Consider the following 22,756-nt stretch of genomic DNA (forward strand, 5'->3'; position numbering starts at 1 on the left):
TCGATTGATTGATACTTGTATTATAAGGGCGTTATCTTGATAAAAAAGCGCTGACTTTGCAAAGTCAATTTGCATAAATGCAAAGTTAACTGTGCCACTGTAGGATCAGCTGATGATTATGACATCCATGCTTTTTATTTTAACCAAAACATAAAACAATAAAGCAGCCATCAGCCGCTTTATTGTAAGTTTGGATAAGATCGATCAAGGCGTAATCCAACCTGCGATCTTCAAACCTGTTCATCGCGACGAAATAGCCACTGCGTATCATCGCTCAATTCATCCACGAAATAATAGCCATCGGCGTCAAAATCTTTGAGTTTTTCTACATCGGTGATCTGATTTGTCGCGGCGTAATTGACCATCAGGCCACGAGCTTTTTTGGCATAAAAGCTGATGACTTTATACTGGCCATTTTTTTGATCTTCAAATCTTGGCGTGATGATGCGCGCGTCAATTTTGTCGGGGTTGACCGCGCCATAATATTCATTGGATGCTAGATTTATCAAGGTGTCAAGGCCAGATTCTTTCATGCGTGCATTGATCAGATCGGTGATGAGATCGCCCCAAAATTGGTACAGATTATCCGCCTGTGGTGTCTTAAATTTTGTACCCATCTCCAAGCGATACGGCAGCATCAAATCCAGTGGCGCAAGCAGTCCATATAGGCCAGATAAGATGCCCAAATGCTTATTAAGATAATGAATATTATCTTCACTTAGATGATAAGCATCCAGTCCAGTATAGACATCACCATCGAACAGATAGACGGCAGGCTTGGCAGTGTCATCAAAGGGATAAGTCCAGTTTTGGTTGCGCAGCACATTTTGTTCAGCGATCTTAGCGGAGATGCCCATCAGTTCTTGCAGGTCGATGACATCGCAGTCTTTGAGGGTCTGCATCAGAGTGCTGGCCTGATCGATCAGTGCAGGCGTGCTGTAGTGATCTGCCAAAGACAGCGGCACGGGCGTTTTTTCGTCAAGATTTTTGGCAGGGGAGAGTAAAAAATACATGAGATGTCCTAAAATAACCCATTTGATCTTATTATAACAAATTTATCATCGGCATGGTGCGCGGTGATGTTGATTATCCTGATGGTGATGATTGGATTGATTATGATCTTGGTGGCTTTTATTATATACTATACCAAAGTCCATCTTGGATGGCGGCAGGTGATGCTTGATTTTTGCTCTTGGTATGTGGACGGTGTTTGGAATGGATTGTCTAAACAAGGATGTCAGTTTGCATAGCCTGACTTAAAAAACTGAATAATATCAATGGATTATATACTTTTAAGGTGCGCCGTGCACACCCTACGCACTAATTTAACATATTCCATCAACAGAAGAAGCGTAGATAATTTTAATATAGGACGGATTCATGATGCACAACAACCCTGATCCAATACCACGCCGTTTAAAACAAGGCGAGATTCGACTTATTAAATATTTATTAAAACATAACAATATGCCATGCAAATTACGTAAGCCGCTTGAAGATATGTATGTGATTGATTTAAGTGATGATGGAATGGGATCTCTTCAATTTTGCCGTGATAGTGCCAATATAAGAAAGTTTGGCTGTAATATCTTGGAGGCTATAGCCTATGATACCGATGGGAGGCTGATCAACATTGCTTTATATGTTGATCGTGATGGTTATCTCTATGAGCTTGATAGCTTTACTCAGGATTTTGAAGCACTAGCCAGCCCTCTAGGCACAATTCTGCAAGTTGATAATATTGCCAGCCCGCCAGTTGCTTTGGATTAAACGATTTAAATTCTAAAATAAATATCAAAAAACAAGATTGTTATGCTGCTACCATTGGTGAGATGTGGGGTGATTGGCATACCGATAATCCAAACGCCCTAACCCAAGATGAAAAAGAAAAACTCATCAATCAAGCCAAACTGATCGCAGGCATCACTGCTGCCTATGCTGGTGAAGATGTCAATGTGGCTGCTGATATGGCAGTACAGTAGGGTGCGCACAGCGCACCCCTTCATCTGGGGTGCGGGCGTCACTGTACCAGTACAATATTCCCGGACACTCCATAAGAGGTTATACTACCCCAAACTAGGAGTAATCTCTCATGACAAAACAGCGTAAGCAGTACAGTACTGAGTTTAAACTAGAAATGGTCAAACTCATAGAAGAACAAAATCAGCGTGTTGTTGATGTTGCTAAGCAAATCTGTTTCAATGGTGCGTTGTACGCACCTACGCACTGGCACCAATCAAGTTATTGCAGCTTATCCAGTTCCTTAGAGGTATGTATTATGTTAATATGTCCAAGATGTGAGCAAGCCTACTTACTTAAAGCAAAAATTAATAAAATTAATGAAGTTATTTTCTTGTGTGAAGAATGTGAAGCCATGTGGCTTGAAAATCAAGATATTGACTTATTGAATTTTGTGGATTTTGGCACCTATTTAGCCAGCCATAATTTGCAACCCTTATGGGATGAAGTTGATATTTTGAATAAAGCAGATTGAACTAATTATCCGCACCTTTACAAATCGCCATTTCGCTTCAGCTCGTAGTGGTAGGGTGTGTTGTACGCACCTACGCACTAACGAAAGATTGGGTAGTTATAATATTCATTTAGAAAGAGTAGGAGATTGGTAGTGTTTAATTTTTATAATATATCTAGATTTGAACCCGATTATAACTTTTCAGATAAGGTATGGAATGACATTTCTGATGTTACAAAGTGCAAAAATGGCGATATGTTAAGCCACTATTTATGGTTGGAAAAACAGTATGTAAAATTTATTAATATGTTTATTGATTATTTTTCAATAGATAGATTGGCATATGCAATATCTCTGGAGGACTCGGAAAAAATCTCTAATGACTGTTTTTTCGATCTAAAAGAACCCATTGAAAGAATTAATAATTTAAGTCGTTATAATTTAAAAATATTAAATAAATATGATTTGGATTTTTTATTAAAGTGTTGGGTTCGTGGTTTGTGTTATTTGTATTTTTTTGATACCTTGACAGGCAGTTTCATAAGAAAGACCGATGATTTTAACTTTCTATTAATGCTACATAAAAATTATAATATTGATGAGATATTTAAACCCACAAAAGGAGTATTTGTTTCCGTTGATATGGATGTGATTAGTTATGATGAAGTTCTATTGCCGAAAAATTATGGTGAGTTTTTGTTAAAAATTTAGCGTTATAGCTCTGCAGTACAGTAGGGTGCGCACAGCACACCATTAATCTGGGGTGCGGGTGTCTATGCCAGCTCTTAGATAGGTAGCGGTTAATCCAGTTAAGGCTTCACCGCCAATGCCGACAAAGCAAAGGTCTGTAGTTTGTGCTAAGACATAAACCCAACCAACCCCAACCCCGCCACCATCTTTTCGATGGTGGTTTTTTTGTTCTTGATCAAGCGGTTTAGGGATGCATGTCTCTTAGCTTGGGATCTTCATTGATATACGCCTGCACTCTAAAGCAGACATCCCGATAGCCGTGCCAGTAGTAATTTGCATCTTGTTTTTCATACATGTACCGATCCCAGATGTCATCCATCCACGGAGTAAAGGTTGCTCGTGCAGTCAGCTTAAGTGGATGCGCCATACCTTGTTATCACCATAAAAAATCTGGTAATATTGACAGCATTCCAAGAATATCAGTCCAGAATCAATCTAATTGCCAATCAAAAACTCATGCAGGAACAAGCCAACTGAACCAAATTGATGGCGCGGCTGTTGCATGGTCATCAAATAAGACCAGATCAGGATAGTGTGCGTGGATGCTTTTGGTTTGCAAGTTTATCACCATTGACATCGGATCAAGGATGGTTTTTGCTAAGATAATTATGATAAGATGGTAGGGCAAATGCAATATCTGGCATTATGGCTGATGAGCACCAAAAGCTTATGGTCTATGCTGATGCCAAGTTTTGGTTTATGTCGATGACGGCTGTGGACTTGGCCATCATCAACGCATCAACAAGGAAGTCTTATGATTACACATCGATTCATTGATCTTGATAGCGCGCAGCAGATTGGCGTGATCACACTGAATAACCCAAAATCTTTGAATGCACTGAGCTACGAGATGGTTCAAAGCCTCCATCAGCACCTTACAGACTGGGCGGATAATGATCGGATCGTGGCTGTGCTGATGCACGGCGCTGGTGATAAGGCATTTTGTGCTGGTGGGGATATTCGCGGCCTGTATCATGGCTATGATCCGACGACATTTCCAAATCCAGTGGCTGAGCGGTTTTTTGGCACAGAATACGACTTATGCAAAAAGATCAACAGCTATAACAAGCCGATCATCATCTGGGGTAGTGGCATCGTGATGGGTGGCGGCATGGGTCTGGCAGTGCCATCGAGCCATCGGATCGTCACTGAAACGACGATGATGGCGATGCCTGAGGTGACGATCGGGCTGTTTCCTGATGCTGGCGGTTCGTATTTTTTGGGACAGATGCCTGATCGGATCGGGCTGTTTTTGGGGCTGACGGGTGCGCGCTTTAATGGCGCTGATGCGTTGGCGCTGGGCGTGGCTGATTTTGCGATGGCAAGCGATGGCTTTGATCAGCTCATCGATACACTGGCGGCAGCGCAGTGGTGTGATGATGCAGCCACTAACCATCAGATGCTAAATCAGCTGATCGGCAGCATCGAAGATCGTGGTATGCTGCCATCAGGGTGGCTGCTGGCGCATCGTGATGAGATCACGCAGATCATGCAGGCGTCGTCATTAAAAGAATTTGATGCCATCGCCAAAGATACTCAAATCAAGCGCTCTGATTATGTGGCTGGCGCATTAGATCAGTATGCCAAAGGCTCACCGACTTCAGCTGCTATCGCTTGGCATCTGCATCATCGTATCGATGGGATGGATTTTGACGCGGTGATGGATCTGGAATATCTGGTAGCGATTCATTGTGCTGATCGAGGGGAGTTTGCCGAGGGCGTGCGCGCGCTATTAATCGATAAGGATAAGCGTCCCAAATGGCGCTATACACTCGCTGACATGCCTAAGGATTATGCCAAAAGCCACACCATGCCGTGGTAAGCATGGCTGTGATGGGCTGATGATGCCTAGCATGGCTCATATCAACCTTAGCCATACTTAGTCATAGCTTGGGCGGCGAAAAGACAGCTTTATCCTAATGCAATTAAGCAAAAACTGGGTCAGGGTGGTGCCAAAGCTTGTTCTTTTATTCGCTTAAAAGCTTGGATTTAGCAGGCGATCGATGAAGTGAACGATGATCGCAGGCTCGATGGCAATGGTCGCTACCACGCCGAACACCGCACCGAACAGATGCGCCGAATGGTTGATATTACCGCCACCGCGACGATCCGCCCAGATGCTGTAGGCCACATAAGCGATGGCAAAGACAATCGCAGGAATCGGCAACACCGCGAACAGATACAGCGTATTCCACGGCGCAAATAAAATATAAGCAAACAGCACCGCCGATACCGCGCCTGAAGCACCGAGGCTTGAGTAGCGAGGATTATTCTTATTGCGCGCATAAGTCGGCAAGATGGCGACGATGATCGCCAGCACATAAAAGCCGACGAAACCCAAGCTGCCAAATTTGGCGATATAAAACTGCTCAATTACCCGACCAAAAAAGTACAAGGTAAACATATTAAACAACAAATGCATGCCATCAGCATGAATAAATCCGTGTGTCAGCAGCCGATCGTACTGCCCACGGTTAACCGCAGGTGGATAAAAGATCAATCGCTCTAATAGCGGTCTGGATTGCCAAGCAGCGATGCTGATCAGCACTGTGATGATGATAATGACGGTCGTGTGATTCATAATTAATACTAAATAATAAAATAAAAAACAAATTTAATTAAATACACAGGTTTAGTCTAGCAGATTTTTGCCAAAAAACTTTAGCATCTGTGTAAATTTTAAGCCATATTCTTATTTTTATCAGTTGCTGTGATCTATTGATTCTATGTCTATTTACCTTGCAGCGAGCATCGATGCTTGATAAATTGGTGATTAATTTAACGCGTAGCAAATCATATGTTACTAACACGATGCTAAGCTTGCAAAAGAGGCGTATGATCAGTGAGTTTTCGGTATTATTACAGATTTGTAATAATAATCCTATAGCCTAAGCAGGTTTTGTAACTTATTAAATCTAAATACAGTTTTGGTCAGGGGTTTTGTTTATCAATTGTTGCAAGGGCTTTTAACTGCGTGAAAAATCAGTCACAATAGCATCATCAAACCTCGCAGATGATAGGCACGGTGATTTTGACTGCTGAATTTGTCAGATTGAGTCAATGTTACTAATTGACAGCTGATGGCAGAGTGCTTGATCGGATAAACAAGGTATTGAGACCCGTATCGGTCTGTTTCTGATGCGAATGAAATGAATTAGCAAAATGACTCAACAAAATGGAGCGACTTATGAGCCTGATTAACAAATTGCACGAACTGATTACTCCGCATGTATTGGCAGCGATCAAAAACCAAGATGGTGACACCGCCAATAAAACCAATCTTCTAAAAACTTTCTATGCGATGTTCGCTGCACGCCTAAGCAACGAAGATGTCTATCAACGCGCCAATGCATTGCCAGACAGTGAGCTTGAGCATGGCCATCATTTGTTGAATGTCGCCTTTAGCGATGTTTCTACTGGCCAAGATCAGATCGCAACACTAAGCGACCATCTGTCAAGCGAATACGGCGTATCATCAGTGACTGCACGCACTGCCGTTGCGACCGCTGCACCGTTGGCATTGGCTCGTATCAAAGAATTGGCAGGTGCTGCTTCTGTGCCAGCATTCTTGCGTTCTGAACTTGCCAACGAACAAAATCATCTGCCAGCATGGGCTTATGCCTTGCTACCAGCCGGTCTATTTGCAGGCACTGCAGCAGCAAGCGCCGTCAAACCTGCACCAGTCGTGACCGAACCAGTTAAAACAGTCCCTGTGACTGAGCCTGTCAAGCCAGCGACACATGTTAATACTGCTGCGACTGAAAGACACTACGAAAAAACTGAAAAGAGCAGCTTTTTAAAGACGCTATTGCCGATCATTGGTCTGCTGATTTTTGCAGCTCTGGCATGGCTACTACTTCGCAGCTGCCAAGATAAGCCAGCGCCAGTGGCTGCACCAGTAGCGACAGAGAATCAAGCAGCTGATGCGACCGCTGCCAATGCAGCCCTTGCACCAGCGACCTTGTCATTGGCTGTGGATGAGACTGGTCAAGCGATCTACTCATGCCGCTCTCAAGTGGGTAATGAAGAGTTGGCAGGCAACATCCGCGCTGCTGTCGCTCAAGTATTTGGCACCGAAAACTGCACACCAGAGACTTCAGCTGCACACGCTACCACCATGCCAGCAGCTGAGCATCTGCCAGCGATCCTAGGCTTGATGAAAGGCGTGCCAAACTCTAGCGTTAACATCACTGACCGCGCTGTCCGCTTTAATGCAGCGACTCCAGAAGCGGTGGCATCATTGGTTGAAGGCGCGAAAGGCATTCTGCCAGCTGATTTCACTGTCGAAGCTGAGCCTGCACTGGATGTGAACACTGCGGTGGCTTCTAGCATCGAATCAGCACGCGCAGCCATCACAGGTCTGGGTGATACTGTTGAGGGTGACACAGAAATCGCAGCATTGATCAATGCTTTGAACCTACAAATCATCAATTTTGCGACTGATTCAACTGCCATTCCAGCAGAGAACCAAGAGATCCTTGATTTGGCAGCTCAAAAATTGGCTTCACTGCCACAGACTACTTTGCGCATCACAGGCCACACTGACAACCAAGGCGACCATGCCTATAACCAAAATCTGTCAGAATCTCGTGCCGCTGCTGTGCGTGATTACTTGGTATCAAAAGGCGTACCAGCAGAGCGTCTGACAGTGGCAGGTGCTAGCTTTGATCGCCCAGTTGCATCAAATGCGACAGAGCAAGGCCGCTTCCAAAACCGTCGCATCGAGTTCACCCTACAGCAAGAGGGCGAAACTGTGACTCAAGTAGGCAATGCAGAGCAAGCACCAGCTGATGCTGCACCAGCTACTGAGCAGCCAGCACAACCTGCACAATAATCACTGTCCACCGAGGTCATCAATGGTTTAATGACTGTTGATGGCTATGGTGAGCGGTTAAAGTGCCGAAATCTTGTGTTAAAATATCAGCCAAGCGGGAAACTGCTTGGCTTTTTTATAATCTATAATGTGGCGAGAATATGATGGCAAAAATGACAAAAGTCGTGCTATTTAATAAGCCTTATGGTGTGCATAGTCAGTTTCGCAAAGATCATGACAAGATGGCGACTTTGGCGGATTTTATTGATGATCAGTCGCTGAGAGTGGCAGGCAGATTGGATAAGGATTCAGAAGGCTTACTAGTGCTGACCAATCATGGTGGGCTCAATCATGCCATCACCACGCCACCGACTGCCATCAATGCCAAATATGATGCCAAGCACGCCAAGACTTATTTGGTGCAAGTCGAAAACATCCCTAGTGCAGAACAGCTTGATGCCCTGCGTACAGGGGTGATGCTCAAAGATGGCAAAACACTACCTGCGACTGTCAAGCATCTGGCTGATGATGAGTTGCCCATCACACTGTGGGCGCGTACACCACCGATTCGTAGTCGGGCAAGCATTCCAACCGCTTGGCTTGCCATCAGTATCATCGAAGGCAAAAACCGCCAAGTGCGTCGTATGGTAGCTCATGTAGGCTTACCGTGTCTTCGATTGATTCGCTATCAGGTAGGGCAGTGGGTGCTGAGCGATTTGGCAGTGGGTGACTATCGCGTGCTTCATCTTTCTGATGATGAACTTAGAAAACTGGGCATCAGTGATCGCCCAAAATCAGCTCATTCATCTCGCCATCATCAGTCAACAATGCCATCAAATCGACGCTTGATGTCAAAGCCAAAACGCCAACGCCCACCAAAATTTGGTGGATGATGGGCGCAAGCATAAGACTTGTGCAAGCTTGATGGTTGATCAACCAAAATTCAGCCATTGACCACCATCACCTGCCAAGCTTAGCTGCTCATGCGTGGTTGCAGGTATCGCATCACTGACGGCAGGCACATCAAAGACCATCAGCTCATCACGGCGAAAAGCGTGGACTTGCACGGTTTGTCCGGTGGCTTGTTGATGGGTGATTTGACGGTTTAGCACGGCATTGCTTGCTTTAAGTCCATTGATGGCGATGATGACATCCCCAAAGCTCAGTCCCGCTAGGCTTGCTTGGCTGTCACGGTGTAGGTGCTTGATTTTTAGCCCTGATGATTTTTCATCCAATGTCATACCCCAAGGTTTGGTTTGATGAGCTGTTTGACTACTCACGCCAAATTTTGCTAAGGTTTCACGGATTGGCAGTGGTGTGGTGCCGATGACATACTGCTGATAAAACGACTGCCATGCATCATCGCCGATTAGTTGACCAATGACTTCGCCCAGTGACTGAGTTGTCAAAGCATAAGGTTTGGCTTTTGAGCGATCATAAAAGGTTTTGATCACATCAAACAGACGATACTTGCCATCAGTCAGCTCAAGCAAAGTCACATCTAACAGCCATGCCACCAATGCACCTTTGTTATAATAACTTATGCCTTGATTGGCGGTGTTTTCATCAGCACGATACAGCTTGATCCAAGTATCAAAGCTGGATTCGGCGACGCTTTGATGTGCTTTGCCATCGGTTTGTAGATAGCGGTTGATTTGGGTGGTGAGTAAGTTTAGGTAATTTTTTTGATCAATCACCCCTGAGCGAAGTAGCATCAAATCATCAATATAGGACGTAAACCCTTCAAATACCCACAACAGCGGTGTATAAGCTTCGTCGATGAGTGGATTATCCATCATCACATCCGGCTTGACTGTCTTGACCCACCATGCGTGAAAATACTCATGGCTGCACAGACCTAAATATCGCTGATAATCACTGCTTGGCATCGCAGGCTCAGCAATACTTGGCAAATCAGTGCGTGGACTGACCAGTGCTGTCGAATTGATATGCTCAAGCCCACCATAGTCATTACCTGTCACCATCGTCATAAAGGTATAATCAGCAAACGGCGTGCTACCGAGCCAATCCACATAAGCTTGGCAGATTTTTTGCAAATCATTTTGTAGCCTGCCTAAATCAGACTGATGGCGACCTGCGATGAATGAGCGATGGCTGATAACTTGCCCATCACGGTCTGTGACCGCAAAGTCAAACACATCTTGCCTACCAATTTCAAAAGGATAATCCAGATAGTCAAAGGCAGGCAGTGGGTCGAGATCGTACACCCAGCCATCACTATGTTTGGTCAGTGTATGGCTAAGACCGCAGGCGATTGTGCAGTCAGGATGCTGATGGATAAAGGCAGTTGGAATATGCAGGCTGACATAAGCAGCTGCATATTTGTCATGATTGATTAACAATAATAATGAACTAAAATTACCAAAAATCCGCTGACTATCGACAAATGCCGTCCGCACGGATAAATCATAACAATACACTTCGTACTGTACGCTCACAGCATCCCCTGATTTGGCATGGTCGAGCCTAAAGGTGTGCTTATCTGACTTGGTGGCACGATAATCGACGCCATCAATGGTGTAGATAACCTTAGTAATATTCTTGGCAAATTCACGAATCAAATAACTGCCCGCAATCCAAGTAACCATCGATAAGCTGGGTGCATCCATGTCTGTGACAAACTGCATACGCACATCGCATAAGTGGTCATAATAGCGTTTAAAATCAATATGATATCGGGTACTCATGTGACTTCCTGATGATTATCTATGGTGAATTGCAAAATATCATAGCAAACTTGACTGATTTTGCAATGATTTGGCGAGCTATTTACAGCTTGTAACGACTTTTTTGTAATCGATGGGCAAATTGACCAAACTTCTGTTATAATGGCGAGAACTTTTTGCTGATTTTGGCGAGCTTGGCATTTGGCAAAAGCAGCCACAGCACATTTATGTAAGGAATCTCTTATGACAACTATCGCAAATGATACCGTTGTAAAATTTAACTACACGCTGACCAATGACAAGGGCGAAACCCTTGATCAATCTCGTGGCGAGCCATTGGCGTACCTACACGGTCATCACAACATTATCCCAGGTCTTGAAAAAGAAATGACTGGCAAGGCAGCAGGCGACAAGTTCAAAGTCACCGTCAAGCCTGAAGAAGCTTATGGCGAGTACATCGCAGAAGCGGTTCAAGAAGTGCCACGCGCCAATTTCCAAGGTGTGGATAGCATCGAAGTGGGTATGCAGTTCCAATCACAAACTGATGACGGCCATGTGATGCTAGTCACTGTCAAAGATGTCAATGACGAAGTTGTGGTAGTTGATGGTAACCATCCGCTGGCAGGCGTTGAGCTGACCTTTGATGTCGAAATCGTCGAAGTGCGTGCAGCGACTGCTGATGAGATTGCACACGGCCATGCACATGGCGTTGGTGGTCATCATCACTAATCCATCATGGATAACAAATCGCTCAGGTCATTGGCTTGGGCGATTTTTTTTGACTAAAAAATAGAAAAATTATAAAAAATATTAATAGAATCAATAAACTAGATCATATCATGAAAAATATTCACCTTTTTTCAAAAATATATCATTTTTATTCATGTTAGCTTTGTGGTTTAATAGCACCTGTCGAAATTTTTACCATTTTTTGAATAATTTGATGACATAAAAGGTGTCCACATGACCACACAATTTCAATGCCAAGTCAAAACCATCACATTTGATGAAAATTACACCCCTGCCGAGAGTACGCGTTTGACCACCAATTTTGCCAATTTGGCTCGTGGCGACAACCGTAAAGAAAATCTGCAAAACTGCATCCGTATGATTAATAAGCGATTTAATGATTTGGCAAATTGGGACAACCCAACTGCCGACCGCTATTCGCTAGAGCTTGAGATTGTCTCAACTGATTTGGATGTGACAGGTGCAGGCGAATTTTTCCCAGCGATTGAGATGCTAAAAACTTATATCATCGACCACAAAACTGGCCAAAAAACAGACGGTATCGTCGGCAATAGCTTCTCATCTTATGTGCGTGATTATGATTTTAGCGTGCTACTGCGTGAGTATAATCAAGATAAACCGACTTTTAGCGTGCCGCATAACTATGGCGATTTGCACGGTGAGCTGTTCAAATTCCTATTAAATTCTGATGAATTTGGCAAAGTTTCAAAAAAACCACCCGTGATTTGCCTATCGGTTGCAACCACTCGCACCTATCATCGCACTACCAATGTCCATCCGATTTTGGGCGTGGAATATAAGCAAGATGCGTATTCGTTGACGGATGAGTATTTTGCCAAGATGGGTCTGTCGGTGCGTTATTTTATGCCGCCAAAGTCAGTTGCGCCATTTGCGTTTTATTTTGCAGGGGATTTATTGAATGACTTTAGCAATCTTGAACTCATCAGCACGATTGCGACGATGGAAGCATTCCAAAAAATCTATCGCCCAGAGATTTATAATGCCAATTCGGTCGCAGGCGAAGTGTACCAGCCAAGCTTGACTTATGATGATTATTCTTTAACCAAAGTTGACTATGACCGTGTCGAGCGTACTGAGCTTGCCATCAAGCAAGGCAAATATACCGAAGCGAATTTTATCAAACCTTATCAAGCCATTTTGGATAATTGGCTACAAAACCAAAATCAAGCAGCTTGATCAAGCGATCATTCATTCACTTAGTTTACTATTGACAAGGCACATCATGAATAGCTTATTATTACCAACTTCAACCGCAGGCAGCTTGCCAAAACCTGTATGGCTTGCCGAGCCTGAAAAACTGTGGTCGCCGTGGAAACTGTCAGGCGATGCACTGCGTGAGGCCAAGCAAGACGCATTATTGATATCACTCCAAGAGCAAATCAGCGCAGGCATTGACATTGTTAGCGATGGCGAGCAGACACGCCAGCATTTTGTGACGACATTCATCGAGCATCTAGACGGTGTGGATTTTAATCAGCGAGAAACCGTGCGTATCCGCAACCGCTATGATGCCAGTGTGCCGACGGTCGTCGGTGCGGTGTCTCGTCCAAAGTCGGTATTCGTCGATGATGCCAAATTTTTGCGTCAGCATACCGACAAGCCGATCAAATGGGCATTGCCAGGGCCGATGACCATGATTGATACTTTGTATGATGCGCATTATAAAAGCCGTGAGAAATTGGCTTGGGAATTTGCAAAAATTCTTAACGAAGAAGCCAAAGAACTGGAAGCTTGTGGCGTGGATATCATTCAGTTTGATGAGCCTGCGTTTAATGTGTTTTTTGATGAAGTCAATGACTGGGGCGTGGCGACACTTGAGCGTGCCATCGAAGGGCTAAAGTGCGAAACGGCGGTGCATATCTGCTATGGCTACGGTATTGAAGCGAATAACAACTGGAAAAAGACGCTGGGCAGTGAGTGGCGTCAATACGAAGAAAGCTTCCCAAAACTTCAAGCATCAAGCATTGACATCATCTCGCTAGAGTGTCAAAATTCTCATGTGCCGATGGATTTGATCGAGCTGATCCGTGGCAAAAAGGTGATGGTCGGTGCGATCGATGTGGCGACCAACACCATCGAGACGGCTGATGAAGTCGCGGCGACATTGCGTAAGGCACTGCAGTTCGTCGATGCCGATAAGCTATATCCATGCACCAACTGCGGTATGGCACCACTATCTCGCTCTGTGGCTCGTGGCAAGCTTGAAGCACTCGCAGCAGGGGCGGCGCTGGTGCGTGAAGAATTGGCATAATTTTGGCAAATTGTCCCCACAAAAACCGTGAATGGTTTATAATGCCATAACGGTTTTTAAATTTTAGAAATATGGTTAATGAACATGGTGACTAATAGCGAATTTAAAGATGCGATGGCAAAGCTTGCCAGCGCGGTGCATGTGGTGACGACAGATGGTGTTTCAGGCCGACATGGTTTTACAGCATCTGCGGTGTGTAGCGTGACTGACGCGCCACCGACGCTTTTGGTGTGTATGAATGGCCAAGCGCGCTCGTATGAGCATTTTGTAGAAAATCAAGTGTTGTGCGTGAATACTTTGACGGCAGACCAAGAAGAGCTGTCGGGTGTGTTCTCATCAAGTCTGGATTCTGATGAGCGGTTTGAGCATGGCGAGTGGGCGACGCTTGAGACAGGCGCACCACGATTGACCTTGGCTTTGGTGAGCTTTGATTGTGCCATTGAGGCCATCCATCGTGTCGGCACGCACAGTGTGTTTATTTGCAAAATCCTTGCCATCCACAATAACGATGCCAAGCATGAAGGATTGGTATACTTTTTTAGAAATTATCATAAAGTCGGCAGCTTTATTGCCAATGTCGAAGCGACAACCCAAGAGGCGGAACAGGATGCCAAATCCTGATGACTCATTGCCCAGCCAGACCTTGATCGATGATCAAGGTTTTTTTATAAGTGATTGTTTATCATAGGTTTATAAAATTTGACAATCAAGACAGATTTGATTTTATGTCTGAAATATTGCTATAATATATCAGCTTTGTGCTTTTTATTTAATCTATGTAAATTAAACTTTGTAAAAGGGAGGGGTAATGAGTTCATCAAATTCACCCAATAACTTTGATCAAGCAGGCAGCAGCACGCGCATGCAACGCTTTTTAAAGGGCGTAGAATGGCTCGGTAATCTCTTGCCGCATCCTGTGATTTTGTTTATCTGGATGTCAGTACTGCTTTTGGGATTGTCCGCGGTCTTATCCATGATGGGCATCTCGGTGGTCGATCCAAGACCTGAGGGTGCTAAGGGTCGCAGCGAAGATGGCATGATCTATGTGGTCAATCTGCTCAATGGCGAGGGACTGGCGCGTATTGTTGAAAATCTGGTAACCAACTTCACAGGATTCGTGCCACTGGGTACTGTACTGGTGGCACTGCTTGGTGTCGGTATCGCTGAATATTCAGGCATGATCTCGGCAGCATTGCGCGGCTTGGTAATGAATGCACCTAAAAAGATGGTGACTTTGGTCGTGGTTTTTGCAGGTATCATGTCAAACACTGCCTCTGAGCTGGGCTATGTGGTGTTAATCCCATTGGCGGCGATGATTTTTCATTCTCTGGGTCGTCATCCATTGGCAGGTCTTGCAGCAGCATTTGCTGGCGTGTCAGGCGGATATAGCGCCAATTTGTTGCTTGGCACGGTTGACCCTTTGTTGTCAGGCATCAGCCAAGAGGCGGCGCGCATCATCGACCCAAGCTATGTCGTGGGTGCTGAGGCGAACTGGTATTTTATGGCAGTCAGTACCTTTTTGGTCAGTGGTCTGGGTTATTTTGTTACCGAAAAAATCGTCGAACCCAGCTTGGGCAAATACAATCCCAATGATGCCGATGACCCAAGCGTCTTAGATTCCAGAATCGAGCGCCTAAGTCCCCTTGAGAAAAAAGGTCTGCTGTGGGCGGGCGTAAGTATGCTGATTTTCTGTTTGCTGTTGGCATGGACGATCGTCCCTGAAAATGGCATTCTGCGTCACCCAGAGACAGGCCTTGTGGCAGGTTCGCCTTTTTTAAATGGCATCGTGGTGTTTATTTTTGTGTTCTTTGCCATCCCAGGGTATGTTTATGGTAAAGTCACAGGCAGCATCAAAACCAACCAAGATGTCGTCGATGCGATGAGTCAGGCGATGAGTTCGCTTAGTATGTACATCGTGCTGGTGTTCTTCGCTGCACAATTCACCGCGTTCTTTAATTGGTCAAATTTAGGTTCGGTGATGGCGGTATCGGGCGCCAATTTCTTAAATGGCATTGGCTTGACAGGTCCGCTGTTGTTGGTTGGTTTTATCCTAATCTGTGCTTTGGTGAATTTGATGCTCGGCTCAGCCTCGGCGCAATGGGCGATCACTGCACCGATCTTTATTCCAATGCTGATGCTGACAGGCTATGCGCCTGAGATGATTCAGGCGGCTTATCGCATCGGTGACAGCACCACCAACATCATCACGCCGATGATGAGCTATTTTGGCCTAATCATGGCGGTAGCGATCCGCTATAAAAAGGATACAGGCGTCGGTACTTTGATGTCGATGATGCTGCCTTACTCGATGATTTTCTTGGTAGGTTGGACGATTTTGTTTTATGTTTGGGTATTTGTGCTGGGTCTGCCAGTTGGCCCAGGCTCTGCAACCTACTATCAAGTCGGCTGATTGCTTGCCAAAAACCACTTAAGTGAATCTTAAGTGGTTTTTTTAGTGGTGAATCGGTTATGTTTGTCTGATTGTTCAGATATTAATTATATGAATCAATTACCAAAACACCACATTTACCACTTTTCAATGATTCTAAATTATGTTAAGGTGAAAGGGTGTATTGATGAAAAAAAATTGGACATCTGTGCGATGGCATGTGATTTAAGTTTTATAACATCAATCAAAAGTATTTAAAATTATCATTTTACTAAATCTTAGAAACTGCAATAATACAAATACACCCGATTGGCAGACACTTGCCAATGATCAACCACCAAAAAAAGGAATCCGCGATGAGCGATAAAAAATGCCCTTATGACCATACTCGCTTGACCATGAGCAATGGCGCTCCAGTGGTCAGCAATCAAGATTCGATGACCGCAGGCCCACGCGGCCCTGTATTAACTCAGGATTTGTGGCTGAACGAAAAGCTGGCTGACTTTGCTCGCGAAGTCATCCCAGAGCGCCGTATGCATGCCAAAGGTTCAGGTGCGTTTGGTACTTTTACTGTCACCAACGACATCACCCAGTACACCCGCGCCAAAATGTTCAGTGAAGTGGGCAAAAAAACCGAAATGTTCGCCCGATTCACCACGGTGGCAGGCGAGCGTGGCGCTGCTGATGCTGAACGCGATATTCGTGGCTTTGCGCTGAAATTCTACACCGAAGAGGGTAACTGGGATATGGTGGGCAATAACACCCCTGTGTTCTTTATCCGCGATCCAAAAAAATTCCCCGATTTGAACAAAGCGGTCAAGCGCGATCCACGCACCAACATGCGCAGTCCGACTAATAACTGGGACTGGTGGACATTGGTGCCTGAGGCGTTCCATCAGGTGACCATCGTGATGAGTGATCGCGGTATTCCGAAGTCATACCGTCACATGCACGGCTTTAGCTCTCATACTTATAGCTTTATCAATGCCAATAACGAGCGCTTTTGGGTCAAAATGCATTTTCGCACCCAGCAAGGCATCGAGAATCTGACCGACGCTGAGGCAGAAGCTTTGGTGGGCAAAGACCGTGAAAGCAGCCAGCGCGATCTGTACGAGAGCATTGAAAATGGCGATTTCCCAAAATGGAAAATGTATGTTCAGATCATGCCAGAGGCAGAAGCTGAGACTGTGCCTTATCATCCATTTGACCTAACCAAAGTATGGCCAAAAGGTGATTATCCGCTGATTGAGGTGGGTGAGTTTGAGCTGAACCGCAATCCAGAGAACTTCTTTTTGGATGTCGAACAGTCAGCCTTTGCACCGAGCAATCTGGTGCCTGGCATCAGCGTTTCGCCAGACCGCATGCTGCAAGCACGCTTGGTAAACTATGCCGATGCACAGCGCTATCGTCTGGGCGTCAACCGCAATCAAATCCCAGTCAATGCACCGCGCTGCCCAGTGTATAGCAACCAGCGCGATGGCCAAGGCCGTGTCGGCGACAACTATGGTGGCCGTCCACATTATGAGCCAAACAGCTTTGGCCAATGGCAAGATCAACCAGAATTCGCTGAACCACCATTGAAAATCAATGGCGATGCCAAGATCTGGAACTTCCGTGAAGATGATGATGACTATTTCAGCCAGCCACGCGCCTTGTTTAATCTGATGAATGATGAACAAAAGCAAGCACTGTTTGGCAATACAGCACGCGCGATGGGTGATGCACCAGACTTCATCAAATATCGTCATATCCGCAACTGTAACAAATGCCATCCTGACTATGCCAAAGGCGTGGCAGCGGCATTGGGACTGAGTGTTGAAGATGCTGAAAAAGCTCGCGAGAGCGATCCGGCAAGACACTTGCCAAGCTTCTTATAAGCCAGCAAATCCCATTAAAAAAGCGTCATGTTATCATGGCGCTTTTTTAATACTTTTACATCCTGATGATCACTGCTAATGACATTATGCTACTTGTTGTGAGCGCTTGCTGTATAAGATGACTTTCAAACCCATCATTGATGCATAAAAAATCCGCCAAGCATGCTTGACGGATTTTTTAAGGTGATGGGTTTAGCCACCGAAATCATCGAGTAAGATGTTTTCATCTTCGACGCCCAAAGACTTGAGCATCGAGATCACAGCGGCATTCATCACTGGAGGTCCACACATGTAGAACTCACAATCTTCAGGTGCTGGATGATCTTTTAGATAGTTTTCATACAGCACATTGTGAATAAAGCCTGTGTAGCCTTCCCAGTTGTCCTCTGGTTGTGGGTCAGATAGCGCGACATGCCATTCAAAGTTATCGAATTCAGCTGCCAGACCATCATAATCCTCGACATAGAACATCTCGCGCTTCGAACGCGCACCGTACCAGAAGCTGATTTTACGCTTCGATTTTAGGCGTTTTAGCTGATCAAAGATGTGCGAGCGCATCGGTGCCATACCTGCACCACCACCGATGAAGACCATCTCAGCATCGGTCTCTTTGGCGAAGAATTCACCATATGGGCCTGATACGGTGATTTTGTCACCTGGTTTTAGGCTAAAGACATATGATGACATCTTGCCTGGTGGGATGCCTTCAGGGCCGCGCGGTGGTGGGCTTGCGATACGGATGTTGAACTTGATGATGCCTTTTTCTTCTGGATAGTTCGCCATCGAATAGGCGCGGATGACAGGTTCATCCACCTTAGAAGTATAGCGCCACAGGTTGAAATTGTCCCAATCCTCGTGGTATTCAGGGGCGATATCGAAGTCCTTATAATGCACAGTGTGCGGCGGTGCCTCGAGCTGCACATAACCACCAGCGCGGAAAGGCACAACTTCACCTTCAGGAATCTTCAGTGTCAGTTCTTTAATAAAGGTTGCCACATTGTCATTAGAAATAACTTCGCATTCCCATTTTTTGACATCAAAGAATTCAGGATCGATCTCGATTTTCATGTCTTGTTTAACAGCGACTTGACACGCCAGACGCATGCCATCACGGATTTCACCTTGAGTAAAATGACCTTCTTCGGTTGGCAGAATATCGCCGCCACCGTCGATGACCTTACAACGACACTGCCCACAAGTACCACCGCCACCACAAGCAGATGATAGGAAGATGCCTTCATTTGCCAGAGTTTGCAGCAGCTTGCCACCAGCTTCGGTGGTGACATTGTTGTCAGGGTTATCGTTGATATTGATGGTAACTTTACCACTGTTTACCAATCTTGAGCGTGCCACCAAAATAACAGCAACTAAGCTCATGATGATGACGGTAAACATGGCAACGCCGCCAAATGCGGTACCAAATTCCATGATACTTTTCTCCTAATTGCTTATAGCGACATGCCGCCGAATGACATAAAGCCAAGCGACATCAAGCCAACCGTGATAAAAGTGATGCCAAGGCCACGCAGCGGTCCAGGCACATCCGAGTACTTGAGTTTCTCGCGAATACCAGCCAGTGCTGCGATCGCAAGCGCCCAACCAAGGCCCGAACCGATACCATAGACGATCGACTCGCCAAAGTTATAATCGCGTTCAACCATGAACAGTACGCCACCCATGATGGCACAGTTTACGGTGATCAGCGGTAGGAAGACACCTAGGGCGTTATAAAGGCTCGGTACATATTTATCTAAGAACATCTCCATGATCTGTACGGTAGCAGCGATCAGTGCGATATAGCTTAACAGACCCAAGAAACTCAGATCAACATTAGGATAGCCAGCCCATGCCAAAGCACCATCTTTTAGCAGATATTGGTACAAAAGGTTATTAAGCGGTACTGTGATCGCCATAACGACAACAACAGCAATACCCAAGCTGATGGCGGTTGAGACTTTCTTTGAAATCGCAATAAAGGTACACATGCCCAAGAAGAAGGCAAGTGCCATGTTCTCGATAAATACCGAGGTAATAAATAGGCTAATATAGTGTCCCATTAGTGGCCTCCCATGCCTTTAGATTGTGGCTTCATCACAAACTCTGCAGGCTCTTGCTGCTCTTTTTTCCAGATGCGCACGATGGCAATGAACGCTGCAATGACAAAGAATGACGATGGTGGCAATAGCAGTAGGCCATTTGGAATGTACCAGCCGCCATCGGTGACTTTTTCAAGCAAAGTGATGCCAAACCATGTGCCATTACCGATGATCTCACGGATGGTGGCAACGAAGATCAATACCGCAGAATAGCCCAAACCGTTACCAATACCATCTAGGAAGCTTGGGATTGGTGGGTTGCTCATCGCGAAGGCTTCAGCGCGACCCATGACGATACAGTTGGTGATGATCAGACCGACGAAGACCGACAGTGAGCGGCTGATTTCATAAGCGAATGCTTGTAGGATCTGATCGACCACGATCACCAGCGATGCGATGATGACCATCTGCACGATAATACGGATCGATGATGGGATTTTGTTACGGATAATCGAGATAAAAAAGCTCGAAAATGCCGTGACCAGAGTAAGGGCAATACACATCACCAGAGCGTTTGCCACGCTGGTGGTGACTGCCAATGCCGAACAGATGCCCAGAATTTGTAGGGCGATCGGGTTGTTATTAAAAATCGGCGTCGTTAAGATGCTTTTGATATCAGCCATGATTACGCTCCTTCGCCATTACCAGCCGTGCCGGCTTTTAGGTTGTCAAGGAATGGCTTAAAGCCATTGTCGCCCATCCAAAACTGTAGCAGATTATTCACACCACGGATGGTCAAAGTCGCGCCACTGATGCCATCGACTTGGCCTTCGCGTGCTGTACCTGCTTTGGTGACAGCCATCTTCATTGAGCCATCTTCATTGTACAGTTCTTTATCCACCCAAGTGGCTTGCCATTGTGGCTCTTCGATGCGTGAGCCTAGGCCTGGGGTTTCTTTGTGCTGATAAAAATTGACGCCTTTGATGGTGTTCAAATCTTTATCCAAGGTCAATAGACCGAAAATTGGGCCCCAAAGACCAGCACCATGAATCGGCAGGACGATTTGGTTTAGCTCACCTGCGGCATCGCGCTCAATATAGACTTTGGCAAAATTTGGCTTACCACCGATTTTGGCAATGTCATTATCCAGCGATGTGGACATATTTGGGGTGCGTGCTGCTGAAGCGACATTATAGCTATTGACATCGGTGATGCCAGCTGCGCTCAGTTCTTGCTCGGTGGCAAATTTGCCAGTTTGCAGATTGACCAGACGCACCTCAAAGTCATCAAAGCGCTCAGCGATGACGCTTGAAGATTCAGTTTCTGGATTGTATTTATCGGCTGCTACCAAGATGTTTTTGTTCAAATCAAGGCGAGCATTTTCTTGTTGCTTTGATTTTAGACCAACAGCAACAGCAGAAACCATCACCGAACACACCAAGCACAGTACCAATGCTGTGACAATGGTGCTTGCGTTACTATTTTTGGCTGACATGGCTTAATCTCCGTGCAGTTTGGCGTTTGATGTTGGCTTGGGTGACGAAGTAGTCAAACAGTGGCGCGAACAAGTTGGCAAACAAGATGGCAAGCATGATGCCCTCTGGGAATGCAGGGTTCACCACACGGATTACCACAGTCATAAAGCCGATTAATAGACCATAGCACCAGCGGCCAGTGTTGGTATGAGCAGCTGATACAGGGTCAGTTGCCATGAATACCGCACCGAACATAAAGCCACCGATGACCAGATGCCAATGAGCAGGCAGGCTCATCATTGGGTTTTCGCCGCCGATTAGGTTGAAGATGAATGCAGTCACCACCAGACCTACGATACAGCCTGCAATCACACGCCATGATGCGATACGAGTCCACAAAAGACCAATCATACCGATCAAGATAGCAAGCGTTGATACTTCACCGATAGAGCCTTGCATATTACCAAGGAAGGCATCCATCCAAGTGATGGTGTTGCCATAAGCATCGACGAATTGATCAGGCGTCACACCCATCGCAGCCAAGCCAAGCGGAGTTGCACCACTAAAGCCATCAACCGCAGTCCAAATCGCATCGCCTGACATATACGCAGGATAAGCAAAGTATAGGAATGCACGGCCAGCTAGCGCAGGGTTTAGGAAGTTTTTACCAGTACCGCCAAACACTTCTTTGGCAACGACCACACCGAAGCTGATGCCTAGTGCAACTTGCCATAGCGGAATATCAGGTGGTAGTGATAGGGCAAAGAGTACCGAAGTCACAAAGAAACCTTCGTTCACTTCGTGACCACGCACGACAGCAAAGATGATCTCCCATAGGATACCGACAACAAAGGTCACTGCATAGATTGGCAAAAATTGCATCGCACCATAAACAAAGCTTGCCCAGATGCTATTTGGATCATAGCCTGCCATGTCGGTGATGATGGTACGCCAGCCGTCAGGGGTGATACCCATCTGTTGGATGGCAGTCAGGGCTTGAAAGCCGACATTGTACATACCCCAGAACATCGCAGGGAAGGTACATAGCCAAACGGTAATCATGATACGCTTAAGGTCAATACCATCACGCACATGCGATGCGCTATAAGTCTGAGATGATGGCTGACGGAAAAAGGTGTCAAACATCTCAAACACAGCATAATATTTCTCGTACTTACCACCTTTGGTAAAGGATGGCTCCATACGGTCAAAGATATTGTGAATGAACTTCATG

At 45.6% G+C, this 22,756-nt stretch carries 21 protein-coding genes and 1 pseudogene; 13 read left to right on the top strand and 9 right to left on the bottom strand.

Annotation, left to right across the window (positions count from 1 at the left end):
- Positions 1–230: 230 nt before the first annotated feature.
- The gene (gene yaaA / locus AZ602_RS07170) at positions 231–1,013 is read right to left on the bottom strand and encodes a peroxide stress protein YaaA (protein ID WP_103034351.1); all 783 of its coding nucleotides are present in this window, start codon (positions 1,011–1,013) and stop codon (positions 231–233) included.
- Between the two features lie 367 nt (positions 1,014–1,380).
- Here yaaA and AZ602_RS07175 point away from each other — a divergent pair, with 367 nt between their 5' ends.
- From AZ602_RS07175 to AZ602_RS07190, 4 genes and pseudogenes are all read left to right on the top strand, one after another.
- A complete protein-coding gene (locus AZ602_RS07175; RefSeq protein WP_103034352.1) occupies positions 1,381–1,770 on the top strand; it encodes a hypothetical protein in 390 nt (129 codons plus the stop codon).
- Between the two features lie 62 nt (positions 1,771–1,832).
- Positions 1,833–1,979: pseudogene (locus AZ602_RS07180) on the top strand (VENN motif pre-toxin domain-containing protein); the annotation flags it as partial.
- Positions 1,980–2,092: 113 nt separating this feature from the next.
- Positions 2,093–2,494 (top strand): transposase, encoded by a 402-nt coding sequence (locus tag AZ602_RS07185; protein ID WP_103034354.1) that lies wholly within the window; start codon positions 2,093–2,095, stop codon positions 2,492–2,494.
- 132 nt (positions 2,495–2,626) lie between these two features.
- Positions 2,627–3,184 carry a hypothetical protein gene (locus tag AZ602_RS07190; RefSeq protein WP_103034355.1) on the top strand — a complete coding sequence of 186 codons (558 nt, stop codon included), beginning with the start codon at positions 2,627–2,629 and terminating at the stop codon, positions 3,182–3,184.
- A 223-nt stretch (positions 3,185–3,407) separates the two neighbouring features.
- Here the strand turns inward: AZ602_RS07190 and AZ602_RS09980 are convergent, their stop codons facing one another.
- Positions 3,408–3,590 (bottom strand): hypothetical protein, encoded by a 183-nt coding sequence (locus tag AZ602_RS09980; RefSeq protein ID WP_146025228.1) that lies wholly within the window; start codon positions 3,588–3,590, stop codon positions 3,408–3,410.
- Between the two features lie 387 nt (positions 3,591–3,977).
- On the opposite strand from AZ602_RS09980, the gene AZ602_RS07195 reads away from it, so the two are divergent.
- Positions 3,978–5,045 carry an enoyl-CoA hydratase/isomerase family protein gene (locus AZ602_RS07195; protein WP_103034356.1) on the top strand — a complete coding sequence of 356 codons (1,068 nt, stop codon included), beginning with the start codon at positions 3,978–3,980 and terminating at the stop codon, positions 5,043–5,045.
- Between the two features lie 153 nt (positions 5,046–5,198).
- Here AZ602_RS07195 and AZ602_RS07200 read toward each other — a convergent pair whose 3' ends face one another.
- Positions 5,199–5,804 (bottom strand): rhomboid family intramembrane serine protease, encoded by a 606-nt coding sequence (locus AZ602_RS07200; RefSeq protein WP_103034357.1) that lies wholly within the window; start codon positions 5,802–5,804, stop codon positions 5,199–5,201.
- 606 nt (positions 5,805–6,410) lie between these two features.
- Here AZ602_RS07200 and AZ602_RS07205 point away from each other — a divergent pair.
- Together AZ602_RS07205 and AZ602_RS07210 are read left to right on the top strand one after the other, a co-directional pair.
- Positions 6,411–8,057, top strand: coding sequence for an OmpA family protein (locus AZ602_RS07205; protein WP_103034358.1), 1,647 nt, complete (start codon positions 6,411–6,413; stop codon positions 8,055–8,057).
- Positions 8,058–8,200: 143 nt separating this feature from the next.
- A complete protein-coding gene (locus tag AZ602_RS07210; RefSeq protein WP_227525197.1) occupies positions 8,201–8,929 on the top strand; it encodes a pseudouridine synthase in 729 nt (242 codons plus the stop codon).
- 39 nt (positions 8,930–8,968) lie between these two features.
- Here AZ602_RS07210 and AZ602_RS07215 read toward each other — a convergent pair whose 3' ends face one another.
- Complete coding sequence (locus AZ602_RS07215; protein ID WP_103034359.1) at positions 8,969–10,744, bottom strand: M61 family metallopeptidase; 1,776 nt, start codon at positions 10,742–10,744, stop codon at positions 8,969–8,971.
- A 222-nt stretch (positions 10,745–10,966) separates the two neighbouring features.
- Between AZ602_RS07215 and AZ602_RS07220 the strand changes: the two genes are divergently transcribed.
- The 6 genes from AZ602_RS07220 (at position 10,967) to AZ602_RS07245 (ending at position 18,011) form a co-directional block, all read left to right on the top strand.
- On the top strand, positions 10,967–11,452 hold the full coding sequence (locus AZ602_RS07220) for a peptidylprolyl isomerase (RefSeq protein ID WP_078318507.1): 486 nt from the start codon (positions 10,967–10,969) through the stop codon (positions 11,450–11,452).
- Between the two features lie 234 nt (positions 11,453–11,686).
- Positions 11,687–12,670 (top strand): DUF1852 domain-containing protein, encoded by a 984-nt coding sequence (locus AZ602_RS07225; RefSeq protein WP_103034360.1) that lies wholly within the window; start codon positions 11,687–11,689, stop codon positions 12,668–12,670.
- Between the two features lie 46 nt (positions 12,671–12,716).
- Positions 12,717–13,745, top strand: a complete 1,029-nt coding sequence (locus AZ602_RS07230) for a methionine synthase (RefSeq protein ID WP_103034361.1) — start codon at positions 12,717–12,719, stop codon at positions 13,743–13,745.
- An 84-nt stretch (positions 13,746–13,829) separates the two neighbouring features.
- Positions 13,830–14,366 carry a flavin reductase gene (locus tag AZ602_RS07235; protein ID WP_103034362.1) on the top strand — a complete coding sequence of 179 codons (537 nt, stop codon included), beginning with the start codon at positions 13,830–13,832 and terminating at the stop codon, positions 14,364–14,366.
- Between the two features lie 187 nt (positions 14,367–14,553).
- Positions 14,554–16,155, top strand: a complete 1,602-nt coding sequence (locus AZ602_RS07240; RefSeq protein ID WP_103034363.1) for an AbgT family transporter — start codon at positions 14,554–14,556, stop codon at positions 16,153–16,155.
- Positions 16,156–16,490: 335 nt separating this feature from the next.
- A complete protein-coding gene (locus AZ602_RS07245; protein ID WP_103034364.1) occupies positions 16,491–18,011 on the top strand; it encodes a catalase in 1,521 nt (506 codons plus the stop codon).
- 192 nt (positions 18,012–18,203) lie between these two features.
- Here the strand turns inward: AZ602_RS07245 and nqrF are convergent, their stop codons facing one another.
- Genes nqrF through AZ602_RS07270 form a run of 5 tightly spaced genes read right to left on the bottom strand, consistent with a single transcriptional unit; the run spans position 18,204 to position 22,755 of the window.
- A complete protein-coding gene (gene nqrF / locus AZ602_RS07250) occupies positions 18,204–19,439 on the bottom strand; it encodes an NADH:ubiquinone reductase (Na(+)-transporting) subunit F (RefSeq protein WP_103034365.1) in 1,236 nt (411 codons plus the stop codon).
- Between the two features lie 20 nt (positions 19,440–19,459).
- The gene (nqrE, locus tag AZ602_RS07255) at positions 19,460–20,068 is read right to left on the bottom strand and encodes an NADH:ubiquinone reductase (Na(+)-transporting) subunit E (RefSeq protein ID WP_103034366.1); all 609 of its coding nucleotides are present in this window, start codon (positions 20,066–20,068) and stop codon (positions 19,460–19,462) included.
- Positions 20,068–20,730 carry an NADH:ubiquinone reductase (Na(+)-transporting) subunit D gene (locus AZ602_RS07260; RefSeq protein ID WP_103034367.1) on the bottom strand — a complete coding sequence of 221 codons (663 nt, stop codon included), beginning with the start codon at positions 20,728–20,730 and terminating at the stop codon, positions 20,068–20,070. Before AZ602_RS07260 ends, nqrE begins: the two co-directional genes overlap by 1 nt.
- A gap of 2 nt (positions 20,731–20,732) precedes the next feature.
- Positions 20,733–21,542, bottom strand: coding sequence for a Na(+)-translocating NADH-quinone reductase subunit C (locus tag AZ602_RS07265; RefSeq protein WP_078318515.1), 810 nt, complete (start codon positions 21,540–21,542; stop codon positions 20,733–20,735).
- Positions 21,526–22,755 carry an NADH:ubiquinone reductase (Na(+)-transporting) subunit B gene (locus AZ602_RS07270; protein ID WP_103034368.1) on the bottom strand — a complete coding sequence of 410 codons (1,230 nt, stop codon included), beginning with the start codon at positions 22,753–22,755 and terminating at the stop codon, positions 21,526–21,528. Before AZ602_RS07270 ends, AZ602_RS07265 begins: the two co-directional genes overlap by 17 nt.
- Between the last annotated feature and the right edge of the window lies 1 nt (position 22,756).

The organism is Moraxella sp. RCAD0137 (genome assembly GCF_002894025.1).
GTDB lineage: Bacteria > Pseudomonadota > Gammaproteobacteria > Pseudomonadales > Moraxellaceae > Moraxella > Moraxella porci.